The 24,269-nt window shown below is 64.7% G+C and carries 22 protein-coding genes and 1 tRNA gene; 17 read left to right on the top strand and 6 right to left on the bottom strand.

Translation table 11 applies throughout. The features are described from left to right. Positions 1-347: 347 nt before the first annotated feature. On the bottom strand, positions 348-1,139 hold the full coding sequence (locus ACO076_RS08450; protein ID WP_421726282.1) for an alpha/beta hydrolase: 792 nt from the start codon (positions 1,137-1,139) through the stop codon (positions 348-350). Between the two features lie 532 nt (positions 1,140-1,671). On the opposite strand from ACO076_RS08450, the gene ACO076_RS08445 reads away from it, so the two are divergent. Then, positions 1,672-2,118, top strand: a complete 447-nt coding sequence (locus ACO076_RS08445; protein ID WP_421726281.1) for a GNAT family N-acetyltransferase — start codon at positions 1,672-1,674, stop codon at positions 2,116-2,118. Between the two features lie 238 nt (positions 2,119-2,356). Here ACO076_RS08445 and ACO076_RS08440 read toward each other — a convergent pair whose 3' ends face one another. Further along, positions 2,357-2,743 (bottom strand): carboxymuconolactone decarboxylase family protein, encoded by a 387-nt coding sequence (locus ACO076_RS08440; RefSeq protein WP_421726280.1) that lies wholly within the window; start codon positions 2,741-2,743, stop codon positions 2,357-2,359. 1,132 nt (positions 2,744-3,875) lie between these two features. Here ACO076_RS08440 and aroQ point away from each other — a divergent pair. From aroQ to ACO076_RS08415, 5 genes are all read left to right on the top strand, one after another. Beyond that, a complete protein-coding gene (gene aroQ / locus ACO076_RS08435) occupies positions 3,876-4,430 on the top strand; it encodes a gamma subclass chorismate mutase AroQ (RefSeq protein ID WP_421726279.1) in 555 nt (184 codons plus the stop codon). Between the two features lie 34 nt (positions 4,431-4,464). Beyond that, on the top strand, positions 4,465-5,067 hold the full coding sequence (locus tag ACO076_RS08430; protein WP_421726278.1) for a GNAT family N-acetyltransferase: 603 nt from the start codon (positions 4,465-4,467) through the stop codon (positions 5,065-5,067). 91 nt (positions 5,068-5,158) lie between these two features. Beyond that, a complete protein-coding gene (locus ACO076_RS08425; RefSeq protein WP_421726277.1) occupies positions 5,159-6,178 on the top strand; it encodes an amidohydrolase family protein in 1,020 nt (339 codons plus the stop codon). A gap of 118 nt (positions 6,179-6,296) precedes the next feature. Next, complete coding sequence (locus tag ACO076_RS08420) at positions 6,297-6,992, top strand: GH25 family lysozyme (protein ID WP_421726276.1); 696 nt, start codon at positions 6,297-6,299, stop codon at positions 6,990-6,992. A gap of 331 nt (positions 6,993-7,323) precedes the next feature. Further along, positions 7,324-7,833 (top strand): GrpB family protein, encoded by a 510-nt coding sequence (locus ACO076_RS08415; RefSeq protein ID WP_421726275.1) that lies wholly within the window; start codon positions 7,324-7,326, stop codon positions 7,831-7,833. A 796-nt stretch (positions 7,834-8,629) separates the two neighbouring features. On the opposite strand, the gene ACO076_RS08410 is transcribed toward ACO076_RS08415, so the two are convergent. Beyond that, on the bottom strand, positions 8,630-11,530 hold the full coding sequence (locus ACO076_RS08410) for an ATP-binding protein (protein ID WP_421726274.1): 2,901 nt from the start codon (positions 11,528-11,530) through the stop codon (positions 8,630-8,632). Positions 11,531-11,744: 214 nt separating this feature from the next. Here ACO076_RS08410 and ACO076_RS08405 point away from each other — a divergent pair, with 214 nt between their 5' ends. From ACO076_RS08405 to ACO076_RS08395, 3 genes are all read left to right on the top strand, one after another. Next, positions 11,745-12,122, top strand: coding sequence for a phasin family protein (locus ACO076_RS08405; RefSeq protein ID WP_421726273.1), 378 nt, complete (start codon positions 11,745-11,747; stop codon positions 12,120-12,122). Between the two features lie 340 nt (positions 12,123-12,462). Beyond that, entirely contained in the window at positions 12,463-12,969 is a 507-nt protein-coding gene (locus ACO076_RS08400; protein ID WP_421726272.1) for a phasin, read from the top strand. Positions 12,970-13,136: 167 nt separating this feature from the next. After that, a tRNA-His gene (locus tag ACO076_RS08395) sits at positions 13,137-13,212 on the top strand. 69 nt (positions 13,213-13,281) lie between these two features. Here ACO076_RS08395 and ACO076_RS08390 read toward each other — a convergent pair. After that, on the bottom strand, positions 13,282-14,184 hold the full coding sequence (locus ACO076_RS08390) for a hypothetical protein (RefSeq protein WP_421726271.1): 903 nt from the start codon (positions 14,182-14,184) through the stop codon (positions 13,282-13,284). Positions 14,185-14,300: 116 nt separating this feature from the next. On the opposite strand from ACO076_RS08390, the gene ACO076_RS08385 reads away from it, so the two are divergent. The 8 genes from ACO076_RS08385 to ACO076_RS08350 all read left to right on the top strand — a co-directional run bounded on the left by ACO076_RS08385 (position 14,301) and on the right by ACO076_RS08350 (position 22,865). Then, entirely contained in the window at positions 14,301-14,681 is a 381-nt protein-coding gene (locus ACO076_RS08385) for a hypothetical protein (RefSeq protein WP_421726270.1), read from the top strand. 44 nt (positions 14,682-14,725) lie between these two features. Further along, on the top strand, positions 14,726-15,751 hold the full coding sequence (locus ACO076_RS08380) for an ABC transporter substrate-binding protein (protein WP_421726269.1): 1,026 nt from the start codon (positions 14,726-14,728) through the stop codon (positions 15,749-15,751). A gap of 137 nt (positions 15,752-15,888) precedes the next feature. Continuing rightward, complete coding sequence (locus ACO076_RS08375) at positions 15,889-16,923, top strand: ABC transporter substrate-binding protein (RefSeq protein ID WP_421726268.1); 1,035 nt, start codon at positions 15,889-15,891, stop codon at positions 16,921-16,923. 19 nt (positions 16,924-16,942) lie between these two features. Next, positions 16,943-17,725, top strand: coding sequence for an ABC transporter ATP-binding protein (locus ACO076_RS08370; protein WP_421726267.1), 783 nt, complete (start codon positions 16,943-16,945; stop codon positions 17,723-17,725). Then, entirely contained in the window at positions 17,725-18,498 is a 774-nt protein-coding gene (locus ACO076_RS08365; protein ID WP_421726266.1) for an ABC transporter permease, read from the top strand. The genes ACO076_RS08370 and ACO076_RS08365 overlap by 1 nt, the downstream gene beginning before the upstream one ends. Before the next feature lie 100 nt (positions 18,499-18,598). Then, positions 18,599-20,260: a thiamine pyrophosphate-binding protein gene (locus ACO076_RS08360; RefSeq protein WP_421726265.1), complete on the top strand. Its 1,662-nt coding sequence runs from the start codon at positions 18,599-18,601 to the stop codon at positions 20,258-20,260. A 140-nt stretch (positions 20,261-20,400) separates the two neighbouring features. Continuing rightward, positions 20,401-22,560 carry a PatA/PatG family cyanobactin maturation protease gene (locus tag ACO076_RS08355; protein ID WP_421726264.1) on the top strand — a complete coding sequence of 720 codons (2,160 nt, stop codon included), beginning with the start codon at positions 20,401-20,403 and terminating at the stop codon, positions 22,558-22,560. A 122-nt stretch (positions 22,561-22,682) separates the two neighbouring features. Then, on the top strand, positions 22,683-22,865 hold the full coding sequence (locus tag ACO076_RS08350; RefSeq protein ID WP_421726263.1) for a hypothetical protein: 183 nt from the start codon (positions 22,683-22,685) through the stop codon (positions 22,863-22,865). A gap of 75 nt (positions 22,866-22,940) precedes the next feature. Here ACO076_RS08350 and ACO076_RS08345 read toward each other — a convergent pair whose 3' ends face one another. Then, complete coding sequence (locus ACO076_RS08345) at positions 22,941-23,600, bottom strand: hypothetical protein (RefSeq protein ID WP_421726262.1); 660 nt, start codon at positions 23,598-23,600, stop codon at positions 22,941-22,943. 66 nt (positions 23,601-23,666) lie between these two features. After that, positions 23,667-24,266, bottom strand: a complete 600-nt coding sequence (locus tag ACO076_RS08340) for a hemerythrin domain-containing protein (protein ID WP_421726261.1) — start codon at positions 24,264-24,266, stop codon at positions 23,667-23,669. Positions 24,267-24,269: the final 3 nt, after the last annotated feature.

Below are 24,269 nucleotides of genomic sequence, written 5' to 3'. Positions count from 1 at the left end.
GGTTTTCACCGGACATGGATTCGCGCCTCCGCGGAATGAGCGGGTGGGCGGCCGCGGTCCTAGCCGATGCAAGAGAGTGGTCATGCCGGAGTTGCTCTGCCGCTCACCGACGGGGCATGACATGGCGACCGGCCGCGTATCGGACGAGACCGCGCCCCGAAGCACCTGGAGCGGTCTCACCTCCCACCACCGTCACCCCGACGGAAAGCCTGCCCCCGGCTCGATCGGGGGTCGGGGTCCAGGCAGGACGGTGTCTTCTGCTTCGCCGCTGAGTCCCGTGAACCGACATCGATGGATTCCGGCGTTCGCCGGAATGACGGTTGGTGGTTCCCCGGGCGGCCGGGGCATCACCGCCGGCTTGCTTCTGTCTCGCCGACAACCCCGGACATCCATGTCTCGCAGACCCGCGCGGGGCCTTCCCAGCCGGGTTCCAGGAACAGAAAGTGGGCGTGTCCGCGCGCCAGGTGAAACGTACCGTTCGAGCCGTATTTGTGCGCGATCTCGCGGCCGACGGCGTGGCGGACGGCGCGGTCGTCTTCGCCTGAGACGACCAGCACCGGGCAGGTGACCTTGTCGAAGGCGATCGCCGCTGCCCGGTGATCGTCGAACATCCAGAAGAACATTTCGAACATGACGCGGCCGGATTCCGGTCCGAACCGGTCGAACACCGCGTGCTGCGATGCATCGTCGAGCTTGTTCAACGCATAGGGTGCCATCAGGTCGAACGGCACGCGGAGCGGGGCCTTCCAGAAGGCGCCCATCTCCATGAAACTCCGCGCGACGGCGCGTTCGTCGTCGGTTTCCGGCAGCGTTCCCCTAGGGGCGTTGGGGTTGATCGCCACCACGCCGCTGGCAAGGCCGCGCGCCGCGACCTGCTGAGCAACCATAGCGCCGACGGCATGCCCCAGGATGATCGGCTTGGTCTCCAGCGTCCGGACCAACGCGGCGACGTCGTTGGTGTAGTCGGCGATGCTGGTGTTGGCGAAATCCGGGTCCGGGTCAGCTTTCGGGTCGCCGCCGTGATGGCGCAGTGCCGGTGTATGGCACGTCCAGCCATGCGCGGAGAACAAGGCCTTGTAATCGTCCCAGCACCAGGGACCGGCAAACGCGCCGTGAATCATGACTACTGTTTTTGCCATTTCCGGCTCCGAACGCTCTGCCTCGGACAGGCCAAGGCCCCATGACACCGCTGCCGGACTGTGTGTTGGTCCGGTCGAAGCGGAGGCGCGAACCATACAACGGAACACCACCGTCATGGCCGGGGCAAGAGGCGAGGCGCGCCGCCGGTGCGACCGGGATCGAAGGGCGCACCCGCCTTTCACCCCATCATCCGCCATGGCAACGGCTGTGTCACAGACGTCCAGGGACGGTGTTCGACTCCCACGGACGGTGTTCGCGTGGATGCCCGGATCAAGTCCGGGCATGACGTTGGTGGGAGTCACACCGATGGCGCAAGCGCTCAGGGCAGCTAAAGGTAGGCAGGCCATCTCCAACCGCTCGTCCCCACGCAGGTGGGGACCCAGTCTTGGATGACGCGGATCTGACAGGGGTCTAGATTCCCGCCGCCCGATCGGGCCGGGCGCAAGCTTTGCGGGAATGAGCGGGTGGCGTTGCGAGAGCGTCACGTGAGGCGCACGTCCTGGCCGTTACCGACACAACCCAAGGACCCCCATGACCTATTCCATTCGACGCCTGTCGCTGTCTGACATGGACCGCGCCGCGATTGTGCTTCGCACGGCGTTTGACGATGCCCTGCCGTGGCTGTCGGGGCTCCACACGCCGGAGGAGGATCGTGCGTTTTTCCGCAATCGTGTGTTTGTCGACGATGAGGTCTGGGGCGCGATCGATGGCGAAATCATCGGCATCATCGCCTTTCGTGAGGGCTGGATCGATCAGCTTTATGTCCTGCCGGGCCGGCAGCGGGAGGGCGTCGGCGAAAAGCTCCTGCAGGTCGCCAAGTCGACATGGCCCAGTCTGAAACTGTGGACGTTTCAGAAGAACCGCGCGGCACGGGATTTCTACGAGAAACACGGATTCGCCCCGGAGGAGATGACCGATGGCAGCGGGAACGAGGAACGCGAACCCGACGTCCTCTACGCATGGCGCCGGACCGGCTGACCTTACCGGCCAAGACACCGCGCTCCTGACGGTCGAAGGTGTGAAGACCCTCTCCAACCGCTCGTCCCCACGCAGGTGGGGACCCAGTCTTGGATGACGCGAACTAGGCGGGGTTCTAGGTTCCCGCCTCCGCGGGAATGAGCGGGGTTGTTGCCGGTGCGCGGATACCGCAGATCGCGTCGGCGCGACCGATTCGCCCTTCTCCCCGGCCCTCCCCCGACAACGGACCCGGGAGCCATCAATCCCGCGCGGCAAAGGCCTTTCTGGCCGCCGTGATGCCGTTCATAAAGGCGGGAACCCCGGCGTAAACCGCCATCTGCAGCATGATCTCGATGATCTCCTCGCGGCTGACGCCAACATTCATCGCCGCGCCGATGTGGAATTCGAGCTGCTCCGGGGCGGTGCCCATGGCGGTCAGCGCCGCCACGGTCAGCATCTCCCGCGTCTTCCGATCGATGCCCGGCCGCGACAGCACATCCGCGAACGCGAACCCGAACACCACCTCGACCAGGTCCGGTGAGACCGCATCGAGATCGGCGCTCACCGGGTCGACGATGTCCGCGTCGAGGCGTCGAAGGACCTCGAGTGCCTTTTCGCGACGGCTCGAGGGTGGTGGGTTGGCCATAAATTCGGTCCTTTCAGATTCTTGTCGATGCCGGGCAACACGTGCGGGCGACGTAAGGCGGATCGGCATTGGGCTTGCGCCGTCGCCCCATGTCATCGCACACGATCCGGTCGCCACCAACGGGCAGGCGACATCGGCCTCCTGTGCGGGAACGCGCGGCGGGCCAGTCCCTGCCGGGAATGAACGGCGGGGGTGGCGGAAGACACGCAGCGATGGGCCACGGCACGTCTCGTGCGCGACGCGTTTTGACCTACCGCCAAAATCCTCATGCCGAGTCTGTCCCCGGCCCGATCGAAGGCGGCCGCGAAGCAGCGAGCCTCGGGCACGCGCGACTGAGCCGTTGACAAGGGGAACACTGGTGCGTCCTTCGAGGCTCGGGCTGACGCCCTCACACTCAGGATGAGGCAGATATCGCTTTGTCTCAGGCGATCTACGCGTCAACCGCTCCGCCCGCCTGCCATCCTCATTTGCGCCGCCGCGTCTTCCTGACGAATCCACTCTTGTCGCTTGCAAGCCGGCCCTCATGCTGAGAGCCTGCCCCCGGCTCGATCGGGGGTGCGAGCGGAGCGAGCCTCGAAGGACGCGCAAGCAGTGCCACACGCCAACGCGCCCTCTCCACCCTTGCGGGAGACGGCGGCGCTTGGCCTCGCGGGCCGAGCCTTAGCGCAGCCAAAGGGGGTGAGGCGCCCAGCGCCTCGCGATCGCGATCGCGATTGCGATCGATACCGCGGGATCCCGCGTGCCGTAAAGCAACAAGCATGCGCTCTCCATCGTCACGTCCCGGAGTTTCGAATCGAGGCCAAGCGGTGACACCGCTATCCCTCCCCGGGGTACGGGGAGGGGGGACCGCCCGAAGGGCGGTGGGTGGGGTTTGTGAGTCGCGAAGCGCGCCATAGCGAAGCCAGAGGGAGTGACTAAGCGGTGACACCGCCATCCCTCCCCGGGCACGGGGAGGGGGGACCGCCCGAAGGGTGGTGGGTGGGGTTTGTGAGTCGCAGAGCGGGCCACACCGCGCCCTCCCCGACCCACCACCGCCAAAGTGAGCCCGGCGCCGTCCAAATGCCCGCGCCCTCTTAACGCCCGACCCAGCCGGTGATAACCCGAACCATCCACAGTCAGAGAAGGAACAGCCATGACCCGAACCCTGGCGCGATTCGTACTGCCCCTGGCCGCGTTGCTGACGCTGGTCGGGCTCGCCGCACACGCCAGCGATCGGACCACCACCCTGCGACAGGTGATGACCGATCGGCTGGTGATCATGATCGACGTTGCCCGTCACAAATGGAACACCGGTGCCCCGATCGAGGACCTCGACCGCGAGGCGGTTGTGCTCGAAGCGACCACCGAGCGCGCCGTCGCCGGCGGCGTCGATCCCGACCGGGCGGCGGCGATGGTTGAGGCCCAGATCGCCGCCGCCAAGATCGTGCAGTTCGCCCTGTTCGAGCAATGGCAGGCGGCGAACGCCGAGCCCTTCGCCGATGCGCCCGATCTGGTCACCGAACTGCGTCCGGAGATCAGCCGGCTGACCGCCGCGCTGATCGACGCGGTGGCGGCCACCGAGGCCGATCTGGCGGATTGCACCGTTCACGCGACCCTCGCCCCGGTCCCATCGTCGCTTGCCGATTTTCCGAACGCCTGGGCGACCGCGGTCGCCGGCGTGACGGACGGCGGGACCGACTGCGGCTGACCGCACTCGCGGGGCCCGCGCTCGCCGCTGCTTCATGACGGACGAAGCCGTATCGATCGTCGCCGGCATCCCGACCGGCCAGGAAGCCACCGCAGCCCGGCTCTATTGCGACGCCTTCGCCGCCAAGCTGTCGCCGTTCCTCGGCCCGCCGGAGCGCGCCGCCCGGGCGCTCGCACCGAGCCTTGCCACCGACCGCGCCATTGTCGCGGTGCGGGGCGGCGCGGTGATCGGCATCGCCGGCTTCAAGGTGGGCGGCCGCGGCCTGTTCGAACCGACCGTCCGGCAGATGATCCGGGCCTATGGCTGGAGCGGGCCGCTGCGGCTCTTGGCCCTCGCCGTGCTCGACCGCCGCGAGGCGCCGGACAGCCTGCTGATGGACGGCATCGCCGTCGACGCTGCTGCGCGCGGTCTCGGTATCGGCACCCGTCTGCTCGCCGCGATCCAAGATCACGCGCGGGCGCTCGGCCGAACCAGCGTCCGCCTCGACGTGATCGACACCAACCCCGCCGCCCGGCGCTTGTACGACCGGTTCGGCTTCGTCGCGGAACGCACCACGGGCATCGGCCCGCTCCGCATCGTCTTCCCGTTCCGGGCAACCACGACGATGCGTCTCGCGGTCGACACCGCGCCCCCTTAGAAACCCTCCAATCCCTTTGCATCGGAGCCCGGTTCGTGGTCTCCTTGGCCAAAGGCGGCGCTTGCGAAGCCGCCCTGGGAGGACCGCCGGGATGTACCAGACCGAGGACGGCAAGAAGCTTTTCGTCGTGGAGGGCCACGCCCATCTTTGGGACGCCCGGCAGGAAAACCGCCGCAACCGCTACGGCACCACCTTCATCGACGTCTTCTGGAACGGTCACAAGGGCCTGACCCCGACCAACCAGATCTGGCCGCGCGACCGGTTCGACTATTACGGCGTCGAGAACGCGGCGAAGGACCTGTTCGAGGACGGCTATTGCGATCAGGCCATCCTGCTGCCGACCTACCTCTATGCCTTCTACAAGCATGGCTTCAACACCACCGAGCAGTGCTCGGCGCTGAAGGAGGCCTATCCGGAAAAGGTCATCCTCGCCGGGCGGATCGACCCGCGCGAGGGCACGGCAGGCCTGGATCAGCTCGAAGCCGATCACGCCCGCTGGGGCTTCCGCAGCGTCAAGATGTACACCGCGGAGTGGCTGGGGGACTCCAAGGGCTATTCGTTGAAGGAGGATTCCGTCCACGCATATCTGGACAAATGCCGCCAGCTCGGCATCGACATCATCCATGTCCACAAGGGGCCGACCATCCATCCGCTCAACATGGATGCCTTCGACGTTCACGATGTCGACGACGTCGCCACCGCCTACCCCGACCTCAAATTCGTCGTCGATCATTGCGGCATTCCGCGCATCGACGATTTCTGCTGGATCGCTAACCAGGAGCCCAACGTCTATGGCGGCCTGTCGGTGGTCAGCGCCTTCATCTACCGGCGGCCGCGCTACTTCGCCGAGATGATGTGCGACCTCTTATGGTTCCTTGGGCCCGACCGGCTCATCTTCGGTTCCGATTACGGCATCTACAGCCCGAAATGGATCGTCGAGAAGTTCATGGACTTCACCTTCGACAACGCCACCGCGATGGAAGCCGGCACCCAGCTCAGCCTCGACGTCAAGGCCAAGATCCTCGGCCTCAACGCCGCCCGCCTCTACGACATCCCGGTCCCCGACGAGTGCTACCAGCCGGCCGAGAAGACGGCGGAAGCGGCGGAGTAACCGGCAACGGTCGGCGTCGCCGCGGACCGCCTTGCCGATCGCCGGGCTCCGGCGGCAACCGATCCGTCAGGTCAGGGGATTTGCAGAGCCTCAGATTCGGTCCACTCGCGAGCATGCTATGAAACGGCGCTGGAAAGCCGCGCTCGGCGGCCTCGGGCTCATCGTTGTCGTCGGGGGAGCGGCTTTCATGTACGTGCGCACCTATGAGCCCGACCGCACTCGTTATCCGGTCCGCGGCATCGACGTCTCTCATCATCAGGGCACGATCGACTGGCCGGCGGTGGCTGCCGACGATGTCGCCTTCGCCTATGTGAAAGTGTCGGAGGGCGGCGATCACCGCGATCGCGAATTCGGCCGCAACATCGCCGAGGCCAACCGGCTCGGCCTGCCGGTCGGCGCCTATCATTTCTTCACCCTCTGTCGCCCCGGCGCCGATCAGGCGGCGAACTTCATCGACGCGGTGCCGGCCGGCGCCGCCCAGCTGCCGCCGGTGGTCGATCTCGAATTCACCGGCAATTGCGCCCGGCGGCCGACGCCGGAGGCGTTCCGCGCCGATATCGAGGCCTTCATCACCCGGGTCGAAGCCGCCCTTGGCCAGCCACTGATCTACTACATCGTCGACGATTTCCGCGACGCCTATGGCGAGGTCCTCCCGCCGCGCCGGCTCTGGCGTCGGGCCATCTTCCACCAGCCCGACGCCGACGACTGGCTGATCTGGCAGTACCACCCCGCCGGCCGCGTCGCCGGCATTGACGGCGATGTCGACCTCAACGTGCTCGAAGGCGACCTCGCCGAACTGGTTGGCGGCGGCTGAGGGCGGCGGGCTCAGGCGTCGCCAATCCGACTCGCCCCTCGGGAGCCAAACCGCCTGCTCCCATCGAGGCCGGGCAAGGAGCCGCGCCTCCACAGGCAGGTCATGGCCGGGGCAAGAGGCGAGGCGCGCCGCCGGCGCGACCGGGAACCGAAGAAGGCCCCGGCCATCCACGTCTTGGCCCTCCAGTTCTGACGTGATGCGGTAAGGCCGCTCTGGATTCCCGCCTCCGCGGCATGAGCGGTGAGGAACTCGGCCCGCCGTCAGCGACATGAAGGACGCGGAGTTGTCATACTGGCGGAGACAACGCGATGCGCGCACCGCGGAGGCGAGATTGGCGCTGACGAGCAAGATAACGGCTTATGACGCCGCCTGGCCGGCGATGTTCGTCGCGGAACGAGAGCGTCTTGCCGCGGGTTTTGGTGCCGACCTCATCGCCATCCACCACGTTGGCAGCACCGCCGTGCCGGGGTTGGCGGCGAAACCGGAGATCGACCTTCTGGTCGAAGTGTCCGACCATCGGGATACGCCCCGGGTCGACGCCTTCATGCGGTCGTGTGGCTACGTTCGCGGCAAGGACTTGTCGCCCGGGCACCATTTCTACCGAAAAGACCGGGACGGCGTCCGCACCCATAAGGTTCATGTCTGCCCTTCTGGACACGAGCAAATCGCGAGGATGCTCCGGTTCCGCGATCTGCTTCGCCGCGATGCCGACCTGCGGCGCCGATATCAGAACCTGAAGTTTGCGCTGGAGACGGAAAGCGCTGGCATCGGCGAGTACCTGGCCCAGAAGGCTCCGTTCATCGATTCCGCTATCGGGCCGACGCCGACAGCTCGGAAGTGACCGCTTGGTCGACCTAAAACAACGGGTTCGACGGGCCTCACCCCCGTGCCGCAAACGCCAACCAACCCCTCCCCTTGGAAAGGGGAGATTGGAGGGGATCGAAGTGTCGAGATAGAGCTACTGACACCTTCGGTTCTTGCGTCTGTGCCGCCCGTGCGACCCATGACTCCAACGGCGCAACTTGACTGCTAGGGTGTGGCTTGCTTTGCCTGCATCCCTATGACGAAAAAACGCCCAGCATCGTCGGATGTAGCCAGACATCGTGCTCGACTCGCAGCCGAGGTCCAGCTGTTCGTTCAGCAATACGGGCGCAAGGCCCAGAGGCACAAGGAACCGAACGACCGAAACTTCGATCGCAAGGTAGCGAGAAGAATCCGGCGCCTGCCGCCGGAGGAACTCGACCGCCTGATGCGAGACGGTGAGGAATGAACACCAACTGGGTTTTGTCCCATCCGTCACGCAATCGTTCTGGATTCCCGCCTTCGCGGGAATGAGCGGTGGGAGAGGCAGGGGCCGACATAACTGGCATGATGCGTACGCTCCACAACCAGCGTGAGGCAGACAAACCCACGCCGCGTCGTCCTCTGGCTTGACCAGAGAACCCATCGAAACCGTTGCTCCGTTGAAGATCGGAATGCCGACCTTGGCGCTTCATGGCCCGGCCGTGGACCGGTGATGCCGGGTCCTCCGGTCTAGCCGGAGGACGACCGGTGGTTGAGAATTCTAATGCCGTGCGCAAACACCAGACCGCATGAGCGCAGGGGATGATGGGAGCAACCACAGCACCCCGCGCCCCCTACCCGGCCAGCACCCGCGTGGTCGGAAACGTAATCCGCACCAGCGTCCCCTGATCCGGGACGCTGTCGATGGCGAACGCCGCCCGGTTGGCCTCGACCAGCGCCTTGGTGAGCGGCAGGCCGAGGCCGGTGCCCTCGCCGATCCCCGAGGTCGCCACCTGACGGAACGGCTGCATCGCGGTCTCGATCTCCTCCGCCGTCATGCCGATGCCGGTGTCGCGCACCCTGACCACCACCGCGCCGTCGTCTTCCAGCGCCGTGGCGACAATCACCTGACCGCCCGGCTTGGTGAACTTCACCGCATTGGAGATGACGTTGAGCAGAATCTGGCGGAGCGAGCGCATGTCGGCGACCACGTTGGGCAGGCCCGCGGCCAGCGAGGTGCGGATGATGATCCGGTCGCGGTTGGCCTGCGGCTGCATCAGCGCCACGCATTCCTGGATCACCTCGTTGGCGGCGACGGAGGCGAAGTCGAGGTCGAGCTTGCCGGCCTCGACCTTGGAGAGATCGAGCAGGTCATTGACCAGGCTCATCAGATGCTCGCCGGAGAGATGGATATCGCGCAGATAACTGCGGTAGCGGTCGTTGCCGATCGCGCCGAAGCGTTCGGCCATCATCACCTCGGAAAAGCCGATGATGGCATTGAGCGGAGTCCGGATCTCGTGGCTGATCTTGGCGAGAAATTCCGACTTCTGGGCGCTCGCCGCCTCGGCCGCCTTGCGCGCCGCGATCAGTTCCTCCTCCACCGTCTTCCAGTGGGTGATGTCGCGGAGCACCGCGCAGTATTTGCCGGAACCCGCGACCCGCCCCATGGTCATGAACAGCGGGATCAGCCCGCCACGCGGCACCCGGCCGATCACCTCGCGGCCGTCGTTGAGGACGCTGGCGACACCGTTGGTCGCCAGACCCTCGAGATAGTCCTCGGCCGCCTTGTGGCTTTCCTCGGCGAGCAGGTCGGTGAACGGCCGGCCGCGCACGTCGTCGGTGGCGACTCCGAACAGCGCCTCGGCGGTGTGGTTCAATCCGTCGATGGTGCCGTCTGTGGCGATCACTACGACACCGTCGGTGGCGGTATCGAGGATCGCTTCCAATTCCCGGGCGCGCTCCGCCGCGGTGTTGTCGATGGGCGGCGGCTCATCGTTAGCCGGCTCATCATCGTCAACGCCGTCCTCCGCCCAGTCGTCCTCTCCCTCGATCTCGACCAGCGACAGCATCAGCGCGGTCGCCCCGTCCCAGGTGACCGCGTGGAGCTTGGCCTCGACGTCGAGTTCGGTGCCGTCGCGGCGCACTGCCTTCAGCAACCCGTCCTCGGTCGAGGTGCGCGGCCAGTCCGCGCCCTCGGCGAACACGCCGTCGACCCCGCCGGCCGCGACGAAGGCGTCGAGCGAGTCGTAGCCGAGCCACTCGAGCAGCGGCTGGTTGGCGAACAGGGTCGCCCCCTCGCGCTGGATCGCAATTCCGACCGGCAGCTTGTCGAGCAGCCCGGTATCGAAAGGCGTCGCGACCGACACCCGGGTGGCGGGGGCGTCGGAGGGGGTGTCGCGGGACGTCGCGGTGGGCGTCGGAGGGGGTGTCGCGGACGTCGCCGGGGCGTCGGAGGCGTTCAGTGCCTCGGCGATCCGGCGGAAGGCGTCCTGCTCGGTGCCCGACAACCGCGCCGGCAGGATCCGCGTCGGCGCGTTGTTGAGCGGCACCACGTTCGACGGCTGGGCCGCGTCATGGGCGGGTGGCTCTGTGGTGCCGGCGTCTTCGCTTAAGGCTTTGACATCATTTCGTTTATCGAGCCGCTTGTCCGGCCGGCGATCGTCCGAGCGGATGACGCCGAAGCCGCGATAGCCCTCGAACGTCCCGTCACGCGCGAACACCGGCAGGCCGGTGAGATCGACCGCCACCCGTTCCGGCTGGACGGCCAGCGGCCAGTAGACAGTGCGCTCGGCGAAGCCGCTAAGTGCTGACAAAACCTCATGAATTTCGCCCTCGGGATCGAGCCCCAGGCGGTCGGCTACCGCCCGCCACGTCTCGCCGATCGCCGGAACGTTGCCGATTCCGACCATTTCGGCCAGATCCGGCGCCACCAATGCGAACGCGTGGTCGCGGTCGGTCTGCCACAGAAACCGCCGCGCCGGGGCGGTCGAGTCGGCCGCCGGTTCCGGCGGCTTGTTGGACTCGGAAACCGCTTGCGTTTCAGTCACTTGGCTGGTCCGATCGATAGTCGCGGAGGCGGTCGATGTCGCCACGTCCGGCGGCCCGACGATCATCAGAAACGCACGGTCGGTACCGCTGCCGAAGCCGACGACACCGGCCTGCCGGGCGACCCCATCGACAATCAGCGGCGCCCGTGCAACCGGGCCATCGTCTTTTGTCGCTTGGTCGATGAGGGTGTCGATTTCGCCGGAAACCGCCGCCAGCCGGTCGTATCCGCCCGAAGCCCCAAGGACCGCGCCATCGCCATCGAGGATCGCGACCAGGCCGTCCTCGCCGGCAATCGCGTCGCACAAGCGTTCCGCCCGGGTCGACAACGATTCGCGCGGACCGGACTCGGGGCCGACTGCCAACAGGGCGCGGGCGTTGCGGCCGAGCGCCAAGCCGCGGCACGCGGCAGGGAAGGCCATCTGGCGAACCTCGAGATTGAACCGGAGGACTTCGAGCCGCGACCGGTCGAGCGGCAGGGACTTTGCGAGCCGGGAAAGGGTCCGCGCCGTGCGGCCACCCGGCGCGAGGCGATAGGCGAGCAGGCCGGTCATGTCCGCCGCGCCGAAAGCCGCGACCGCGGCCGCGTTCGCCCACAGGATCTCGCTGCCATCGCCCCGGAAGACAAAGGCCGGACGCGGCTCAAGCAGCACCGCGCCGACCGGAGGCAGGGCGGCAAGATCAAGGTAGGCCAATGTCTTGCCGTTCATCCGGCATTGCCCCGTCGTTCGTCGCCCGCCGCGCCGACCGACCTTCTCGTACTTAATTGACGGTTAATACAATGGGTCGAATCGTTGGTCCACGGCCGGCGCGGACCTTCCCCACAACGATCCTTGGTCTTGGTTAACGCGGGCCGATGGCAAGCGGTTCGCCAAACGACTATGTTGAGGTAAGGGTCATCATTCTAGCAGGGAGACACATGTCATGCAGCCGACACAATTCGAAATCCCCGATCAAATGCGGGACATGGCCGACAAGAGCGTCAGCGAGGCCAAGAAAGCGCTCGAGCAGTTCATCGAGGCGACCCAGAGCGCAGTGACCAAGGCCGAAGGCTCGGCCCGGACGATGCAGGAAGGGGCATCGGAGGTGAACCGGCAGGCGCTCGCGTTCGTCGAGGAAAACGTATCCGCTTCCTTCGATCTGGCGCAGCGGCTGGTCCAGGCCCGGACGGTGGAAGAGATCAGCGCGCTCCAGAAGGAGTACTTCGCGCGTCAGATGGCGGCGCTGACTGAACAGGGCAAAGCTATTGGCGCGACGATGGGCCGGGTGGGCGCCGAGGCTGTGGATAAGGCCAAGAGCTAGTTTAGCCAGAAGCAGCCATCCATTAGCCGTTGTCGGGCAGTCCGGGCTTCCGGGCGGCCATCGGCTTTCTCATCAGGGTTGCGGCGGAGCATCCGGTCCCGGGTGCTCCGCCTTCGCCGAGGCGGACGGCATCCTGGCCGAAATAAGTTGATCCGAACGACCCGGACAACCGACCCGAGACCGATAACCGCTCGTCTCTCGTGGCTCGCAGCCGCCGATTTTGTGCGGCGCAATAATCATATTGCAACGCACAAAATTCTCGTTATATAGAGTTTATCACCGGCGGCCTGTTGGGTTCTCGTCAGCCGCTGATCGATAACCTCTTTCTCAGGAGTTTCCGATGGCCACAGCCACGAAAGCGACCAAAGCGACGAAAACCGCGTCTCCGAAGATGACGGTCCCGACACTGCCGAATCCGTTCGAAGCCTTCAGCGCCAATCCGGCATCCTTCGATGTCCCGATTGCGATGCGCGAGTTCGCCGAAAAGGGGATCACCCAGGCGCGCGACACCTACGCCAAGATGAAGAGCGCCGCCGAGGATACTACCGACGTGGTCGAGGATACCTATGAGACGGCCCGCGACGGTGCCTTTGCGCTCGGCGCGAAGACGCTCGATACGGCAAGAGCCAACACCGACGCGACCTTCGCCTTCGCCAAGGACCTGTTCGGCGCGAAGACCATGGCCGAGATCATCGAGCTTCAGACCGCGTTCGCTCGTCAGCAGTTCGAAACGGCGACGGCCCAGTTCAAGGATTTCCAGGAATTCGCCCAGAAGCTGTTCGTGGAGACCAGCAAGCCGATGACCGCCCACGTCGAAAAGACCTTCAAGGACTTCCGCGCCGACTGAGCGAACGTTGACACATCAGATACCAGGCGGCTCGGACATGGTTCGGGCCGCTTTTTCGTTGGCATGCGAGCGGGCGAACCCGCTCGAAGGAGGCTCGTTCAAGACCGATCTCGCCCTTGAACGACGCGTGTATTGGCTTTAGTTTCCGCGACGCGAAACGCGCCTGTGCAGCCGTAGCTCAGTTGGTAGAGCGCCGGATTGTGGATCCGTAGGTCGCTGGTTCGAGCCCAGCCGGCTGTACCAAAGCCTTCACCTCATCCCGCCTTTTCCAAGGCGTCCCCATCGGCGTCAGCGACCTTTCAAACCCGACAGTCAAGCCAGGTAGCCGGTGCGCTCGAGGAACAGCCGGAGCCGTTCCGGGAACGGCAACACCTTAAGATACCGCCGGGGACAGTCCTCTATATCCTCGCCTGTTATGCAGACCTCCTCGCCGGAGTCGCTGGCGAAATCCCAGTTGGCCTCCAATGCCGCCAGAGCCTCCGTGCCTTCGCCGACCCGAATCTTCGCGGCGACCCAACCCGCCAGGTAGCCCGGTGAGGTCCAGCCGCCGTCAGGATCGGCGCTTGCCTCCAACTGGCGCAACCAGTCGCGATGGGCCGCGCGATACCGCGGCTCCGCGGACACGTCGCGGGCCTCGCCTTCCCGAACGGCGATCACCCGCAGCGGCGCCGCGCTACAGGCATAACAATCGAACTCATACAGAAACCGATTGTCGTAGGTGGCGATCTCCGCACTGCCGTCGCCGTCGAGGTCGCTAAGATAGCGGCCGTCGCCGTCGAAGTCGCCGATCGGCACAGCGATCCAGCGATCGCCGACCTGCTCGGCAACGATCACCAAGGTGCAGCAATGGGCGCCGCCGGAATAGCTGGTGAAGACCACCTCCGGCATCGCATTGGCGGTATTGAGGTCGGCAATCATGGCCTCGGTAGCCGGAAAGGCGAAGCCTGACGCTACGCCCGCTACTTCCAGCACAGGGTAGCCATCGACCGACACCGTCAACACCGGCGTGTCAAAGTCCGGATCGAGATCCGGACGACGGACCAGATCGATTGAAGCCGTCAGCGGTCCTGACGACACGGACGCGTGGCTCGCGCCTTCTGGAAAAACCGTCGTCGGGTAGGGTTCGGCCAGAACCGGTGACGCGACGATACCGCCGAGGCCCAGGGCCAGAGCGAAACCGAACCGCGCTGTTCGATAGTTTTCGGCGATGCGCAAACCCGTTCTCCGGTTTACCCGGCGGTCACTGTAAGCGGTTGCCGCGCCTCCGCAAAACCCCGAACTGGAAACCGCAAACGGGTCTGATAATCTACCGCAACCACTGTGGAGGAAGCATGATCGATACCCACGGCCTCAAAACAATCCGCCTCAACCTGGCGCGGACTAAGGATCACCCTCACGGCAGCGACCGGCATGGCTACCGCTTTACCGCACCGCTTGATGCGGACGGGCATCTCGACGCCGAAGGATGGCGCAAACATCGCGACCAGTGTCGGGTCGTGCGGTTCTGGGAAGGCGAGGAAGACGATATCGGCCATCTCGTCCATCGTCCCGGCGGATCATGGGGCTTCACCTATGACATCGAAGGCGACGAAGGCGACGAAGGCGGCTTCAAGCTCTCCAGCCACCGCTTCGTTCCCGGAGAGTACATCTCCATCCGTGACGACGAGGGCGAGCTTCATACGTTCACGGTGGTGACGGTCACCGACGTGTAGCGGCCCTGGGCTCCGCCCTGTCTCGACTATCAAGGAGCGGGCGCTTGCGACCCCTGAAGGTCATTGGAAGAGGCGCCGTGGCCGGTTTGGCGGCCATGGCGGTGCTCGCGACGCCCGCACGCGCCGAAACACCCATCCGTTTCACCCTCGATTGGGCTATCGAGGGACCGGCGGCCCCATTCCTGATCGCACGAGACAAAGGCTATTTCGCCGAAGAGGGGCTGAACGTCACGATTGACACCGGCAGTGGGTCAATCGAGTCGATCAACCGCGTCGCTTCCCGGGCGTACGACATGGGTTTCGGCGACCTAAGCGCTGCGATCCGGTTCAACGATCAGAACCCGACGACGCCGATCAAGCCGGTCTACATGGTCTACAACAAGCCGGCATTCGCCATCATCGGGCGCAAGAGCCGCGGCGTGTCGTCGCCGGCGGATCTGGAAGGCAAGACGCTCGGCGCGCCGGTCACCGACGCAAGCTTCACCCATTGGCCGATTTTCGCCGCCGAGAACGGCATCGACCCGGCCACTGTAGCAATTCAGAATGTTGGATTCCCGGTCCGTGTGCCGCTGCTTGCGGCGGGCAGGGTCGACGCGATCACCGGCTTCACGCTGTCGGCGTTGTTCGGGGTCATGGCGAGCGGCATCCCGGAGGACGATATCGTCGTGATGCCGCTCGCCGATCACGGTCTCGACCTCTACGGAAACGCCGTCATCGTCTCGCCAGCGTTTGCGGCGGATAACCAGCAAGCCGTCGAGGGCTTCCTGCGGGCCTTCAACCGGGCACTGAAGGAAACGATCGACGACCCGGAGGCAGCCATCGATCACGTACTGGCCGCCAACGCCCTGCTCGACCGCGAAACCGAACTTGCGAAGCTCAAACTGGCAATCGACCAGAACATCGTCACCGGGGAGGTCCGCGCCAACGGCCTCGGCGACGTAGATACCGACAGGCTGAATGATGCGATCGACCAACTCGATTCCGTCACCGCGTTCTCAGCTAAGCCACAAGCCGATATCGCCTTTGACCCGCGGTTCCTGCCCGCCCGGCAAAAACGCTTGGTCGACTAAAGCGACGACAGAGACTGCCCCGTTTCTCATCACGATCGTCGTCGATTGGCACCGCGAAGCCCATTGTTCGACGGCATAGAACTTGCAAATCCCGGCGCTTGTGCGCAGGCTTTGCGCGGTGCCACTTGGAGAAACCGATGCCGTCTTTTTGCTTGAAATCCCGGCCGCCCCGCGGCGCGTTCCTTGCCACCGTTGCCGTCCTGGGCTTCAGCGCCCCGGCGCTGGCGGATACCGACATCGACTTTTCGCTCGACTGGAAGTTCGAAGGCCCGGCTGCCCCGTTCCTGCTCGCCGAGGAGAAGGGCTATTTCGATGCGGAAGGCCTCGACGTCAGCATCGATACCGGCGCCGGTTCGGTCGAGCCGATCAATCGGGTCGCCTCGGGCGTCTACGATATGGGCTTCGGCGATATCAACTCAGTGATCAAGTTCAACGACCAGAATCCGGATACGCCGATCAAGTCGATCTACATCGTCTACAACAAACCGCCGTTCGCGATCGTCGGTCGCAGGAGCCTCGGCATTTCGGAGCCGGGCGACCTTGAAGGCAAGACCCTCGGCGCGCCGGCCCCCGACGGCGCCTACGCGCAATGGCCGATCTTCGTTGAGGCGAATGATATCGACGCGGACTCCGTCACCATCGAAAACGTCGGCTTCCCAGTCCGCGAGCCGATGCTGGCAGCCGGCGATGTCGATGCAATCACCGGGTTCTCGTTCTCGTCGTTCATCAACCTTAAAGCCAACAACGTGCCGGTCGACGACATCGCTGTCCTGCTGATGGCGGATCACGGCGTCGATCTCTATGGCAACACGATCATCGTCTCGCCGGCCTTCGCCGAGGAGAACCCGGAGGCGGTCAAAGGGTTCCTGCGGGCGCTCAACAAGGCCGTCAAGGAAACGATCGCCGATCCGGAAGCCGCGGTGGACTACGTGCTCGACGCCAACGCGATCCTCGACAAGGAGACCGAGCTCGAACGTCTCCAGATGGCGATCAATCAGAACGTCGTGACCGACGAGGTCAAAGAAAACGGCCTTGGCGCCATCGATACGGATCGAATGGATAGCGCGATCGACCAGATCGGCCTGACCTTCACCTTCGCCTCCAAACCCGAGCCTGGCGACGTGTTCGACCCGAGCTTCCTCCCGGCCGAAGACGAGCGCGCCCTGGACTAACGGACCGTTCGCGGAAACTGTGCGCGGTTTCGTCACCCTCGAGCACGTCCGCCACGCCTATGGCGGAACCGATGCGACGCTTGCCGTCGATGATTTGACGCTCGCCGTCGACCGTGGCGAATTCGCCGCGGTCGTCGGACCGTCCGGTTGCGGCAAGTCGACACTGATGAAACTGGCGACCGGCCTGCAGTTTCCACAGAGCGGGGTGGTCACCGTCGCGGGCGAGGTGGTGGACAAGCCGGTGAAGATCGCCGGCATGGCGTTTCAGGCGCCGACTTTGCTACCGTGGCGCAAGACCATCGACAACGTGCTGTTGCCGCTCGAGATCGTCGAGCCGCACCGTAGCCGTATCCGCCGTGAGCGTGATGCCTATCGCCGCCGCGGCGAAGACCTTCTCGCCCATGTCGGGCTCGAGGGTGCCGGCGAGAAGTATCCGTGGGAACTCTCGGGCGGTATGCAGATGCGCGCTTCGCTGTGTCGGGCGCTGGTGCACGAGCCGCAGTTGCTCATGCTCGACGAGCCGTTCGGCGCACTCGACGCATTCACCCGCGAAGAGCTGTGGTGCGTCATCCGCGACATCCACGCCGAGAGCCACGTCACCATCATTCTTGTCACCCACGACTTGCGTGAAGCGACCTTTCTCGCCGACCGCATCTTCGTCATGTCGGCGCGTCCCGGTCATATCCTGGTCGAGCGCAAGGTCGACTTCCCCCGGCCCCGCGATCTGGAGCTGACCTACACCGCTCCGTTCCAGGATATGGTGCACGAGTTGCGCGACCATATCGTCAAGGCACGCCAGTAATGCCGTCGTCGTTAGCCATTCGCGCCGCGCCGTGGTTGTTCGTCATCGGCATGATCATCGTTTGGCAAGGGGCGGTCGAAGTCTTCGCGATTCCGCAATTCGTTCTGCCACCGCCGACGGCAGTGGTTGGAGCGATCATCCAGTTCCGTGACGCGATCTGGTTCGAGTCGCTGTTTACCCTCGGCACGACGATGGTGGGATTCTTGATGGCCGTTGCCTTTGGCCTGGCCCTCGGCCTGTTCATTGGCTGGTCGCGCACGATCTACGCGGGGCTTTACCCGCTGATGATCGGCTTCAATGCGATCCCCAAGGTCGCCGTGGTGCCGATACTCGTCCTGTGGTTCGGGATCGGCGCGGTGCCGGCGGTGATCACGGCGTTCCTGATCTCGTTCTTCCCGATTGTGGTCAACGTCGCCACCGGGCTTGCCACCATCGAGCCGGAACTGGAGGACGTGCTCAAAGCACTCGGCGCCTCCAAGCTCGACATCATGCGAAAAGTCGGGATTCCCCGCGCCCTGCCTTACTTCTTCGGCTCGCTCAAGGTCGCAATCACTCTGGCGTTCGTTGGATCGGTGATCTCCGAATCGATCGCCTCCAACCACGGAATCGGCAACCTGATGCTCCAGGCGCAAGCCCAGTTCAACGTGCCGCTGGTCTTCGCCGGTCTGGTTATCCTCGCGGTCGAAGGCATCGCCATGTACGCGGTCATGGCGTGGTTGGAGAAACGAATGACTGGCTGGGCGCACCGTTCTACCGGTTTTGCGGCGACGTAGGCTTGCCGATCGATACTGCTCACTTGAACCTTGTCCAGGGTCCGCTGCCTGATAGGTTCAGGCGAGTTTCACCGACGGCGGTCCCTCAACGGACAAACGCATGATCAAACCTCGTACCGGCGGCCGCATTCTGGCCGACGCGCTCCATCGCAATGCGGTCACGCGCGCTTTCTGCGTGCCCGGCGAAAGCTATCTGGCCCTCCTCGATGCCCTGTACGATTCGCCCATTGCGGTCACGACCTTCCGGCAGGAGGGCGGCGCGGCGATGGCGGCGGAGGCCTGGGGTAAACTCACCGGGCGTCCAGGGATCGTGATGGCCACTCGTGGACCGGGCGCCACCAACGCCTCGGCCGGGCTTCACATCGGACGTCAGGACTCGACACCGATGATCCTGCTGCTCGGGCAAGTCGGGCGAGCGATCCGCGAACGCGAGGCGTTCCAGGAGATCAACATCAAAGCGTTCTTCGGGGAAGTGGCCAAGTGGGTCGCCGAAATCGACCGGACGGAGCGTATCCCCGAATTCCTGAGCCGCGCGTTTCACGAAGCGACCAGCGGTCGGCCAGGTCCGGTCGTGCTGGGACTACCGGAGGATATGCTTCGCGACGAAGCCGACGTCGCCGACGCGGAACCGTGGCGGCAAGTCGAAACTTATCCCGGCCTCAACCAGATGGCCGAGCTGCAGAAGCTGCTGTGGCGGGCCGAGCGGCCGATGGTCGTGCTCGGCGGACCACGGTGGACGCCCAACGCTATCGCCAGTGTCCGACGCTTCGCCGAACGGTTCGACCTGCAGATCGGATGCTCGTTCCGGCGGCAGACACTGTTCGACAACGAGCACCCCAACTACGCAGGAGATGTCGGGATCGGCATCAATCCGGCCCTTGCGGAGCGCGTCCGCACGGCCGACCTCCTGCTTCTCGTCGGTGGCCGCATGAGCGAAATGGCCTCGGCCAGCTATGGCCACATCGCTATTCCCGAGCCGGCACAGACCCTGGTTCACGTCCATCCCGGCGCAGAAGAACTGGGACGGGTGTATCGTCCAGATTTAGCGATCCACGCCAGCCCGGTTGCCTTCGCCGCCGCACTGGAGGGGCTCGAGCCGCCAACCGCTATCCGGTGGCGCGCGGAAACCGAAGCCGCCCACCTGGCCTATCGCAACTGGAGCTCTCCGATCGGCAATCCGGGCCCGGTGCAGCTCGCCGAGATCGCCGGCTGGCTGCGCGAGCGCCTGCCCGACGACGCGGTACTCACCAACGGCGCCGGCAACTACTCCGCCTGGCTGCATCGCTTCTTTCGCTACCGCCTGCCCGGCACCCAGCTGGCGCCGACTTCAGGATCGATGGGCTACGGGCTACCGGCAGCGATCGCGGCCAAACTGGAGAATCCGAACCGGATCGTGGTCGCTTTCGCCGGGGACGGCTGCTTCCAGATGACCGGGCAGGAGTTCGCGACGGCGGTCCAGGAAGATGCGCACGTCATCGTTGTCGTCGTTGACAACCGCATGCACGGGACAATCCGGATGCATCAGGAACGGGACTATCCCGACCGGGCGATCGCCACCGATTTGACCAATCCGGACTTCGCGGCCCTAGCCCGCGCCCACGGTGGCCATGGCGAGACAGTGGAGACGACGGCCGAGTTCGCAACGGCCTTCAACAACGGCCTTCACAGCGGCAAGCCTACCATCATCCATGTTCGGATCGATCCGGAAGCGATCGCACCCGGCCGAACTCTCTCCGACATACGCGGCTCAGGCAGCACCTGAACATCATTTCGTCGATCGCTTTCGAACGCTGATTGTTTTAGCCCTTGATACAACTTTGAGTTACTTATATAGTATAGAGCAACTAAAAGGGGCGTCGTTGCAGACGGAACGTCCCTGACTGAAAAACCGGGGAAGCGCCGTTGGCCAACATCGCCAACATCAACCGGATCAAGGGTCTCGAGGCACTGCAGGCGGACTGCGGCGATGCTTCGGAGATCACGATCGCGGTCCTCGACGGGCCGGTCGATGTCGGCCATGCCGCGTTCGAAGGTGCGCAGATGAGCATCGTCGCGGCGGGTGTCCGGGCCGCTGACACGGCGGCACCGAGCCGAACCCACGGCACCCATGTCGCCAGCATCCTGTTCGGCCAGCCGAGCGGACCCGTAACCGGAATCGCTCCTACATGCCGAGGAGTCCTGGTTCCGATCTTCTCCGATACGGCGGACGGCGACATTCGGCCGTGTTCGGAAGTCGACCTCGCCCGGGCATTGGAAGCTGCACTGGAAGCCGGCGCGCAGGTCATCAATGTCAGCGCTGGCCGTCTGTCCCACAACGGGACCGCTAGCCCTCACCTCCAGGATGCCGTTCGCCGGTGCATCGACGCCGGAGCGCTGGTCGTCGCAGCGGCCGGCAACGACGGCTGCGACTGCCTACAAGTTCCGGCGGCACTGCCCGGCGTGCTTGTCGTCGGCGCGATGGACGAGGCCGGCCGACCGGTCGGCTTCTCCAACTGGGGCGCCGCCTACCGCAATCGCGGGGTGCTGGCCCCGGGTACAGGCATCATCGGCGCGGCGGCGAGCGGCGGGACGACGCCAATGAGCGGAACGAGTTTCGCCACGCCGCTGGTCGCCGGGATATCGGCACTGATGATGGCGCGCCAGACGAAACGGGGCGCGCCGGCCGACGGCCAGGCGGTGATGCAAGCCATCGTCGACGGCGCCGACCGCTGCGACCCGTCAAGCGCCGATCAATGCGAACGCTTCCTTGCAGGCGCCCTCAATCTGGACGGAGCACTGCAACGCCTGGACGCCGAGGCGTCTTCCTATCAGCCGGCCGAGTCCGGCCGGCGACCCCAACACGCGAACGAGCCAATCTGGAGCAGAGCAATGGACCAAAACCACACTGATGCCCAGCAGCAAGGCGAGGGCGCCGCGATCCAGGCGATGGCGGAGCAACTGAAGTCGATCGAAGCCGCGGTGGCCGGCCTGACCCGGACGCTCGGCGGGCTGCAGCCAGCGGGATTGCCCGAGCCTGTCGCGCAACCCGCGGTCGCGACACCGACGGCGGTGGCCGAAGTACTTCCGCCAGCGTCCGAGGTGCGAACCGCCGTCGGCCCGTCGGTTTCGGATGCCGAAACGCTTCAGCCGGCCGCCTGCTGCGATGACTGCGCCGCGGCTGCCGGGCCACGGCAGCTTGTGTTCGCTCTCGGCAAGCTCGGCTACGACTTCGGCAATGAGGAGCGGCTGGATTCGATCCAGAGCCAGCTGGAGAACCGGATTTCGGTCGGCGACCGCCAACCGTCGGCACTGAACCCCGTCGACATGGTGGCGTTCCTGCGCGAGTCGCCACCGCATTCACCTGCGATCACGTGGACCCTGAATCTGAACGGGACGCCTATCTACGCGATCAAGCCGCATGACTACTATCTCGAGGAAACGTATGGGTCGCTGGTCGACGTCCTGGATGCTCAGACGAGCTCCGCGGTTGCCGCTGGAGATACTTCAGGCAGCCAAGGTGGACGAGGCTCAAGGAAGAAGCCGCCACCGCCGATCGAACGGATGTCGGTACCGGGTGTCATCACCGGTCAGGTTGAACTGGCTAACGGTCTGGTCATTCCGACAGTTCAGCCGGCGTTGGGCGGAATGGCTGCCTGGTCCACGCAGGCGCTTGTTGATGCACTCAGCCCAGCCGAACCAAAAGACTCAACCAGGAGGGACCTGGATGGCGCGCCCTTCGACCCGCGCCGTGGGCTTGAGACGTTCCTGAATCGCATCTACGAAGAACTGCGGAACCTTGGACGAGAGCCGCGCGACCGCGCGCTAAACTACGCCGCCACAAACGCGTTTCAGGCGAACGAGATCTTCGTGAAGATGCGCGACCGCAATATCCACATCGAGAAATTCGAGGTCATGCGGAGCCCGGTCATGCGGCCTGACTCGGATTGTTGGGATGTGAAGATGACGTTCTTCGATCCAACAAATCCGACCACGCGACCACGCGAAGTCTATTTCTACACCATCGATGTCAACGACGTCGTTCCTGTGCCGATCGGTAAGCCACGCCACTGGACGACGTTCTAGCAAGCCATCTGCCGTCGCGCTTTGCGTGGCAGCGCTTCGGCGGGTACGCGCGAGATATGCGCATCTTGGCCACGCATCAGGAGGATCGCCGTCGATCTTCAAGTCAGTCGAAGGAGACCATCATGAATATGCCCATTCAAGCTGCCCCCATCGACCGAGCAAACCGCTCGATCCTGATGGCCAAGGCGAAGCAAGGTGTCATGCCATCCGACTTATGCGACACCATTTGCGGTGCGCTGCCATTCCCGATGGGCGCCATCTGCAAAATTGTTTGTCCTCGGATCGCGGCCAGCCTCGGCGGATAGCGGCGGACCTCGCCCAACACACCCCGCCGGATCACCTGTCCGGCGGGGTGCTCAGTGTTTCACCGTTGCCGACCCTCAAACGAAGTCGAAGTCGACGGTGTCGAGCTGATTCTTTTTCAGCCCCTCGATCTTCAGTTTGTCCGAACCGAAATCGAGGATGACGCCCTTGTCGTACTTTTCGGCTGCTTTCTTCACCTGCTTGAAGTTCTTGGCGAGGTTGCTGTCGAGCGCGATGGTGTCCTTGTTGCGCTGAAAGTCCTTGATCGTGTCCTTGTCGTAGGTCTCGTTGAAGCGGAATGTGTCCGCGCCGTTGCCGCCCCAGAGCTTGTCGTTGCCTCGGTCCCCGTCGATGCGGTCTTTGCCCTTCCAGCCCGCGAGCCGGTCGTCAAATCGCGATCCGACCAACTCGTCGTCGGACCGAAACAGATACTTGACCAGTTGCTTGTCGTTTCCGCTGACGAGGATATCGGCGATCTTTGCCGCGTCGTAGTCGTCGCCGCCGGCGTTCCAGAACTGTTGCGGCGCCCCATTCTTGTCGATGACGACCTGCTCCACTCTTCCCTCCGGCATGCCTTCGATGGGGTAGGTGAACAGGCCGCGATATTCCTGAACGTACTTGCCGGACGGGACCTCGAACTCGAAAGGGCTGGTGTCTTCGATCGGGCCCGTTTGCGGTCCAACCCCCTTACCCTTGCCTGTCGTGTTCGCCGAAACGAAAGAGATGAATGCGGCCATAGCCTCCTCGCAGGTGCAATCAAGAGTGGTCCGTCATATGGGTGTGGTTACCGCGAACGGCCAGTCTCAACCGAACCCCATCGCCTGCTCGCCGCGATCGAGGATGATCGGAACGATCAAATCCTCTTCGTCTTCAAGATGACGGTCGAGAAGACGCAGCAAGCGATCTCCGTCGGTGGCATGGCCCTCGGCAAATCGACTCAACGCGGCATCGTCGGTCTCCGCCGCGCGCAGCAACACTTCCGCTGACTCGAACGCCGTCGTCATCGCGCCATGGATCGCCCCATGGTCTCCCTCGAGAACATCGAAACCGCGGCGAAGTCGCGTTTCTATTCCGCCCAGCAATGGAAAGAACTGAACGTCCTCGATGGTGTGGTGGCTTTCGAGACCACCGAGGAACCGGTTCAGCCGCCGTGGATACCAGAGGCGATAGTCGGCCGGGGACAAGGTGCCTTCGCGCAAGTCCGCATTGGCTTTGGTCAACGCCATTCCAAGCTGGCGAAACTGCTCGTGCACCGACAGCCAGAAGCGCGTCATCTCGCCGAGGTTGGCATGGCTCGGCCAGACGGCCCGGGGATACCGATCGAACAGCCACAACAGGTCGCGCGGCCAGCCGAGGCGCGTATCCAGATCGAGCGACCCCTCAGCGCCGGCGCCTTCGCTCATTTG

Source organism: Bauldia sp. (assembly GCF_965232525.1).
Taxonomy (GTDB): domain Bacteria; phylum Pseudomonadota; class Alphaproteobacteria; order Rhizobiales; family Kaistiaceae; genus Bauldia.
The sequence above is the reverse complement of the archived record's forward strand: the minus strand, read 5'-3'. Positions and strand labels throughout refer to the sequence as shown.

Excerpts from the sequence above, each read along its gene's own strand:
- ACO076_RS08450 (WP_421726282.1), bottom strand. The coding sequence starts at position 1,139 with ATGGCAAAAACAGTAGTCATGATTCACGGCGCGTTTGCCGGTCCCTGG.
- ACO076_RS08445 (WP_421726281.1), top strand. The coding sequence starts at position 1,672 with ATGACCTATTCCATTCGACGCCTGTCGCTGTCTGACATGGACCGCGCC.
- ACO076_RS08440 (WP_421726280.1), bottom strand. The coding sequence starts at position 2,743 with ATGGCCAACCCACCACCCTCGAGCCGTCGCGAAAAGGCACTCGAGGTC.
- aroQ (WP_421726279.1), top strand. The coding sequence starts at position 3,876 with ATGACCCGAACCCTGGCGCGATTCGTACTGCCCCTGGCCGCGTTGCTG.
- ACO076_RS08430 (WP_421726278.1), top strand. The coding sequence starts at position 4,465 with ATGACGGACGAAGCCGTATCGATCGTCGCCGGCATCCCGACCGGCCAG.
- ACO076_RS08425 (WP_421726277.1), top strand. The coding sequence starts at position 5,159 with ATGTACCAGACCGAGGACGGCAAGAAGCTTTTCGTCGTGGAGGGCCAC.
- ACO076_RS08420 (WP_421726276.1), top strand. The coding sequence starts at position 6,297 with ATGAAACGGCGCTGGAAAGCCGCGCTCGGCGGCCTCGGGCTCATCGTT.
- ACO076_RS08410 (WP_421726274.1), bottom strand. The coding sequence starts at position 11,530 with ATGAACGGCAAGACATTGGCCTACCTTGATCTTGCCGCCCTGCCTCCG.
- ACO076_RS08405 (WP_421726273.1), top strand. The coding sequence starts at position 11,745 with ATGCAGCCGACACAATTCGAAATCCCCGATCAAATGCGGGACATGGCC.
- ACO076_RS08400 (WP_421726272.1), top strand. The coding sequence starts at position 12,463 with ATGGCCACAGCCACGAAAGCGACCAAAGCGACGAAAACCGCGTCTCCG.
- ACO076_RS08385 (WP_421726270.1), top strand. The coding sequence starts at position 14,301 with ATGATCGATACCCACGGCCTCAAAACAATCCGCCTCAACCTGGCGCGG.
- ACO076_RS08375 (WP_421726268.1), top strand. The coding sequence starts at position 15,889 with ATGCCGTCTTTTTGCTTGAAATCCCGGCCGCCCCGCGGCGCGTTCCTT.
- ACO076_RS08365 (WP_421726266.1), top strand. The coding sequence starts at position 17,725 with ATGCCGTCGTCGTTAGCCATTCGCGCCGCGCCGTGGTTGTTCGTCATC.
- ACO076_RS08360 (WP_421726265.1), top strand. The coding sequence starts at position 18,599 with ATGATCAAACCTCGTACCGGCGGCCGCATTCTGGCCGACGCGCTCCAT.
- ACO076_RS08350 (WP_421726263.1), top strand. The coding sequence starts at position 22,683 with ATGAATATGCCCATTCAAGCTGCCCCCATCGACCGAGCAAACCGCTCG.
- ACO076_RS08345 (WP_421726262.1), bottom strand. The coding sequence starts at position 23,600 with ATGGCCGCATTCATCTCTTTCGTTTCGGCGAACACGACAGGCAAGGGT.
- ACO076_RS08340 (WP_421726261.1), bottom strand. The coding sequence starts at position 24,266 with ATGAGCGAAGGCGCCGGCGCTGAGGGGTCGCTCGATCTGGATACGCGC.